The organism is uncultured Pelagibacterium sp. (assembly GCF_963972885.1).
GTDB lineage: Bacteria > Pseudomonadota > Alphaproteobacteria > Rhizobiales > Devosiaceae > Pelagibacterium > Pelagibacterium nitratireducens.
The window spans coordinates 1-5,756 of sequence record NZ_CAXAXY010000139.1 but is presented as its reverse complement, the minus strand read 5'-3'; the positions used below and the strand labels follow the sequence as shown (position 1 = coordinate 5,756).

5 protein-coding genes, 2 tRNA genes and 1 pseudogene are annotated in these 5,756 nt (G+C 61.7%); 2 read left to right on the top strand and 6 right to left on the bottom strand.

What is annotated here, in order from left to right; translation table 11 throughout:
• Positions 1 to 28: 28 nt before the first annotated feature.
• From AACZ55_RS15335 to AACZ55_RS15320, 4 genes are all read right to left on the bottom strand, one after another.
• Entirely contained in the window at positions 29 to 904 is an 876-nt protein-coding gene (locus AACZ55_RS15335) for a CoA ester lyase (RefSeq protein WP_339647500.1), read from the bottom strand.
• Positions 897 to 2,120, bottom strand: a complete 1,224-nt coding sequence (locus AACZ55_RS15330; protein ID WP_339647498.1) for a CaiB/BaiF CoA-transferase family protein — start codon at positions 2,118 to 2,120, stop codon at positions 897 to 899. The genes AACZ55_RS15335 and AACZ55_RS15330 overlap by 8 nt, the downstream gene beginning before the upstream one ends.
• Positions 2,117 to 2,989, bottom strand: a complete 873-nt coding sequence (locus tag AACZ55_RS15325) for a MaoC family dehydratase N-terminal domain-containing protein (protein WP_339647496.1) — start codon at positions 2,987 to 2,989, stop codon at positions 2,117 to 2,119. The genes AACZ55_RS15330 and AACZ55_RS15325 overlap by 4 nt, the downstream gene beginning before the upstream one ends.
• A gap of 104 nt (positions 2,990 to 3,093) precedes the next feature.
• Entirely contained in the window at positions 3,094 to 3,993 is a 900-nt protein-coding gene (locus AACZ55_RS15320; protein ID WP_339647494.1) for a LysR family transcriptional regulator, read from the bottom strand.
• A gap of 329 nt (positions 3,994 to 4,322) precedes the next feature.
• On the opposite strand from AACZ55_RS15320, the gene AACZ55_RS15315 reads away from it, so the two are divergent.
• Positions 4,323 to 4,991: an NAD(P)-binding oxidoreductase gene (locus AACZ55_RS15315; RefSeq protein ID WP_339647493.1), complete on the top strand. Its 669-nt coding sequence runs from the start codon at positions 4,323 to 4,325 to the stop codon at positions 4,989 to 4,991.
• A gap of 114 nt (positions 4,992 to 5,105) precedes the next feature.
• Here AACZ55_RS15315 and AACZ55_RS15310 read toward each other — a convergent pair.
• A pseudogene (locus tag AACZ55_RS15310) lies at positions 5,106 to 5,207 on the bottom strand (type 1 glutamine amidotransferase domain-containing protein); the annotation flags it as partial.
• 116 nt (positions 5,208 to 5,323) lie between these two features.
• Positions 5,324 to 5,398: transfer RNA gene (locus tag AACZ55_RS15305), tRNA-Gln, on the bottom strand.
• Between the two features lie 245 nt (positions 5,399 to 5,643).
• Here AACZ55_RS15305 and AACZ55_RS15300 point away from each other — a divergent pair.
• A tRNA-Pro gene (locus AACZ55_RS15300) sits at positions 5,644 to 5,720 on the top strand.
• Positions 5,721 to 5,756: the final 36 nt, after the last annotated feature.

Genomic DNA, 5,756 nt, shown 5'->3' with positions numbered 1-5,756 from the left:
CACTGGCGGGGCCAGCGGAAACTCGATTTCAGCGCGCCAACGCGACGATCCGGCGGGCCCGGGCAGCGACCGGCGCATCGATCATGCGGCCGTTGACTTCAACAGCGCCCCGTCCCGCCCGTGTGGCCGCTTCGAGCGCCTCGACGATCTGCCGGGCATCTGCGATTTCGGCTTCGGTCGGCGCGAAGGCCGTTTTGATCGGACCCACCTGTTTGGGGTGAATGCACGTTGCCCCCCAAAAGCCATAGCGGCGCGAATTGCGGGCCACCCGCAGCACATTTTCGGGATCGGCAAAATCGGCGATGCTGCCCATCAGGCCGAACGGGGCGATGCCCGCGGTGGCAGCGGCAAAGATCATCTGCTGACGCGGCCAGGCAAGTGTATCTTCACCCGAAGCGGCATGAATTTGTGCGGCGATGTCTTCGCCGCCCATTGCCATGCCGATGACCCTGTCGCTGGCCCCGGCGATTTCGCGCATCATCCAGAACGCATCAAGGGATTCGATGAGCGGGAGCAGATAAAGCGGATGGCTGCGCTCAAAACGGGATTCATGCCGGTCGAGATAGTCGGCAAGGAGCGTGAGATGGGCCGGGCCTTCCACCTTGGCGACGACGACCGCGTCCGCATTTGCGGCCAGCGCCGCCTCGATATCGGCGATGCCCCATTCGATCTCGCGATTGATACGCACAAGAACGCTATTGCCCGTCTCACGCACCAGGGCGGCGGCCTGAGGCAATTTGTGCCGGGCCTCCTCTTTCTGGGCAGCGGGAACTGCATCTTCGAGATCGAAAATGATGGCATCGGCCCCCACATGGGCCGCTTTTTGATGAAACTTGTCCACATGGGCGGGCACATACATGAGCGCGCGCCATTTTGCGGCAAGCTCAAGCCTTGTCTTATCCATTGTGCGAATCCTCCGCGTTGCGCCCGAAAACTGCCCCGGCCTGCCTCAGGGCAGCGATCCGGTTATCGGGGTACCCGAGATCGCGCAGCACCTGGTCGGTGTCCTGCCCGATGTCGGGCGCCGGAACAGATGGCTTTTCCCAATTCTTGGATGTGCGGTTTGGCAGCCGCATATCGGTGAGCCTGCCTTCGACCGGGTGGTCGAGCGTGTCGAAAAACTCAACGGCCGAAAGCTGATCGTCGGCCATCAGGCTCTCGAACGTATGACACGGCATGGCCGGGACATCCGTCCTGTCGAAAATTTCGAGCCAGTGCGCGCTCGTCTGCCGGGCCAATGCGGCGTCGCGCGTGGAAAGATAAAGATCGATATTCTTGAGCCGTGCCGAAACCGAAGAGAAGCGGGGGTCGGTTTTCATGTCCGGGCGGTCGATGGCGTCGAACAGGGCAAAAGCCTGCTTGTCGGTGTTGGCCGACACACAGATATAGCCGTCGCTTGTCCTGATGGGCTGGGTGAGCGGATTGAGGATACGGAGATCTCCGGTCGGCCCGTCCGAACCTGTAAAGACCTTTTGCCCCATATGCTCGGACAGGATGAAATCGGCCATGTTTTCGAACATGGGCACTTCGATCGACTGGCCCTCCCCGGTCATGCGCCGGTGCAAAAGGGCCAGCAACACCATCTGAACCGCAATAAAGCCCACGATGTGATCGGTGATGGTGAGGGGGACGTAGCGCGGCGTTCCCTCCATACGAGCAAAGGTATCGGCGAACCCACTCGCGCCCTGCACGATCGTATCGTAGGCGGGTTTGCCCGCGTAGGGCCCTCTCTGATCGAACCCCACGATGGAGCAATGGATGACGTCCGGCCGTATGGCGCTGACCGAGGCGTAGTCCAACCCCAGCTTGACCAGTGCATTGTGGCGCATGTTCGTGATGACGATATCGGACTGGGCGATAAGATCCCGCATCAGGGCCTGGGCCTCGGGATGCTTGAGATCGATGCCCAGCGAGCGCTTGTTGCGATTGAAATTGAGGTATTTGGGCGAAAAGCGGCCCGATGAGGACACACCGCCCAGCGTGCGGATCAAATCCCCGCCTTCGGGCTCGACCTTGATGACGTCCGCCCCGTAGTCGGCCAGCCAACGGGTCGCCACCGGCCCGACGATCACGGAGGTCAGATCGAGGACCTTGATGCCCTTGAGGGGAAGCTGGCTCATTGGGCAGGCCCCCAGACCAGTTGGGCCTGTGCGCATTCCGCACCGTCCCCGTCAACGGCGATGAATTCTGCGGCGGCCTCGCCTGTCGGGCGTCCCCAGATCCGGACGGGCCTGTCCACGAACAACGGCTTTTTGTTGCGCACGCTGAATTCGCTCAACCGCCCGGGCCGGACCTGGCGGGCGAATTTCAGCATCATGATTGCCGTCAGCCCGCCATTGACCACCCGGTCGGGATAGCCCTCGACGTCGCGGGCGTAATCGTTGTCGTAATGGATGCGGTGGCCGTTGAAGGTGACGGCAGAATAGCGGAACAGAAGCGCGGCATCGGGGGTATACCCCATATGCCAGGTGTAGTCCGCTTCGAGCGGGTGGACGGGTGGCGCCTGGGTTGGGGCCGTGCCCTTGGGGTCCTCACGATAGACGATCTGCTGCTCTTCGGTGACAGCCAGGCCGCGCGGGCCGACAAAATCATGCACCACCTTCACGAAAGCCAACAGCCCCGACCGTCCCTCCTTGGGGACCACATCTTCGATCCGTGAAACCCGCGTTACGGCATCGCCGATCAGCAGGGGCTGGTGGAAAACGACCCGGCGGGAGGCGAACATGCGTCTTGGCAATGGCAGGGCCGGCAGAAATTCTCCGGTCTGAGGATGTCCATCCCGGCCGAGCCCCGACGTCGGAGCCAAAGGCGGGAACAGAATGACGTGCCAGCCCTCGGGCAATTCGGTGCCGTGCGCGAACCCTTGGGCGGGCAGATCAAGCGTTGCCGCGAGCCTGCGCGCCGCCTGGCCCGTAACCTCGTCCTCGGCCCGCTCCTCGCGTCCGACCCATTGGCTTGCGCTCACACCGATTGATGCGAGATCCGGCATATCGCCTCCTCCCTCTTTGTAACCTGAGGGACCTTAGGCGTGACGCATTCCCACACACAACTGCATTAAACTGCACAATTGCAAACTTTTGTGCATCAATAAGTTCAGGACTGACCGCTGCGGAAACGCGCGAGGATCATGGACCGAAGCTGGTTGACGAGCGGTGAGAGCGGTCGGTCGTTGCGGCGCAAAAGTCCGATCGAGCGCGACACTTTGGGCCCTTCCACAGGGACGGCAACCACGTTGGACAGCTTCTCGTCAGCGGCGATGCGGGGCAACACGGCCACGCCGACGCCGCCGCCCGCAAGGCTCACCGCGGTGTGCAATTGCTGGACCTCATAGTCGAACTCGAAATCGATCCCGTGGGCTTCAAGGGCTTCCTCGACGACCCGGCGTGTGCCGGAAAGCTTGGCTATGGCAATCAACGGATAATCACGCAGTTCGGCCCAGGTGACAGATGCGCGCCGGGCCAGGGCGCTTTCGCGCGCCGTCCAGGCGACCAGCGGCTCGGAATAGAGAAAATCGGTCGCCAGATCGTAATGGTCGGCGCCTACGAAACTGATGCCGAAATCGGCCTTTTCGTTGCGAATGCTCTCGAGAATGCGCGTGGCCGAAACATCGAGCAACTCGACCCGGACATCGGGGTGAACCTTGGCGAACTGTTCGAGGATTTTGGGCATGTGGAACGAGGCGACGGTGGCCAGGCAGGCAATCGTAATCCGCCGCTCGCCATAGCGGCCGCGGTTGCGCAGATCGCTGAAAATCTCCTCGACCGCGCCGAGCATCTCCTGGGCACGGGGCAGAAATTCCGCCCCCAGACGTGTCAGAGTGACCTGCCGCGTCGTGCGGGTGATGAGCACAACGCCCAGCGATTCCTCGATCTTTTGAACACGCCGGCTTACGGCCGTGGAGGTCAGATTGAGGCTTTCGGCGGCCTTGCGGAAACTGCCCTGTTCCGCGACGCTTATGAAAGCCTTGAGACCCAATACATCAAGCTTGTCCACCAAATTCCCCAAGCACAGGCCCAGATTTCGACTCCATCTGAAAGCAGGCGATCAGCGGAGCCATTTGTCATCGATACCACGGAGTCTGGCCAAGGGCGACTGCGCGGCGAAACGGGAAAGCGGGCGAATTCCGATGGGATGGTGATCGGCACCATAAACCCCGGCCTGCGGAGAACCGGATGAGCCCCGGGCTCTCGCATGGCTTGTTTGCAGCCCATCCCGAGCTTATCAATGGCGATCTCGCCGTCACCCCTGTCCGGCCGCGAGCGCAACCCGGGGACATATCCGGCACAATGTGACGCGGCCTGAGTGATCCAAGGAGAATGAAGATGAAGGTCTTTGTTATCGGAATTGCCGGCGGCGTGGGCCACCGGCTCGCCAAAGCGCTCATTGCTAAAGGCGACGACGTGAGCGGCCCGGTCAGGCGCCCCGAACAGATCGATGCACTGGCCCAGGACGGCGTGCCGTCGTTTCAGGGCGACTTCCTTGCCATGTCGATCGACGAGCTCGCCCAGGCCATGGCGGGAAGCGACGCCATCGTGTTTACCGCAGGCGCGGGCGGAAAGGGCGGTGCGGCGGCCACCACCGCCATCGACGGCGAGGGGCCGGGCAAACTGGCCAAGGCGGCAATCAAGGCCGGCATCACCCGCTTTGTGCTGGTTTCAGTCTTCCCCGAAGCCTGGCGCGAACGGCACATGAACGAGAGTTTCGAACACTACATGGTCCAAAAGAAAAGGGCCGAGATCGATCTCGTGCAATCGGATCTCGACTGGGTGATCCTGCGGCCCTCGGCCCTGACCAACGATCCGGGCACGGGACTGGTCGATCTGGGCCTGGCACAAGTCCATCACGAGATCACCCGCGACGACGTGGCTGCGACCATTGTCGACCTGCTCGAAACGCCAAAAATCAGCCGCATCATTCTCGAGGTGACCGCCGGCAGCACGACCATCGGCATGGCTGTCGAGGCCGTTGCCCGATCAGCCGCAAAGCCCTGACCGCGAAATGAATTTTTCAAAAAAGAACGCCGGCGCGATGCCCGAGATCAGGCGGCATGGGGGCGCCCCTGGTTGGCGCGTGCGAACGTTGAGACACCATGCGTCAGGCGCGACAACGCCCCAATCCTTCATCTTCGAGAAGACAGCGTCCAGGCCGATGAGTTCGTCTTCAACCAGGAAGGGACCGACCTTGGTCAAACCAACGGCCTCTTTTTCGGTGCCCATGGCATCGTTCCGTGACTCACGCGTGTGCCCCAGTCGTGCGACCACTGAGGATTGACATGCGCGGTCAGGCGAACCTTTTAATGCAAAATCAATAGCTTACGGGAGGCTGGCTGGGGCGGCAGGATTCGAACCTGCGAATGTCGATACCAAAAACCGATGCCTTACCACTTGGCGACGCCCCAAAGCGCGTTGGTTCCTACACCGTTTGCATAGCACCCGCAACACCTTCGGCGCGCGGGTTTTATCCGAGCGGCGAATTTTTTGGGGAGCCCGACTGAACGGCAACGAAGGCGTGAACCGCGGTCGATTTTTGCCTACCGGGTGGATGCGAACAGGCTTGAACCGGCGTCGGACGCACTATATAACGCGCCGCAACGATGCTCCATCGGTCATGGCCGGGTGGAGCAACGGACCGGAAAAAACCTATCGGAGTATAGCGCAGCCTGGTAGCGCACCTCGTTCGGGACGAGGGGGTCGGGTGTTCGAATCACCCTACTCCGACCAATAAAGCCGGGACCTTGCGGTCCCGGCTTTTCCTTT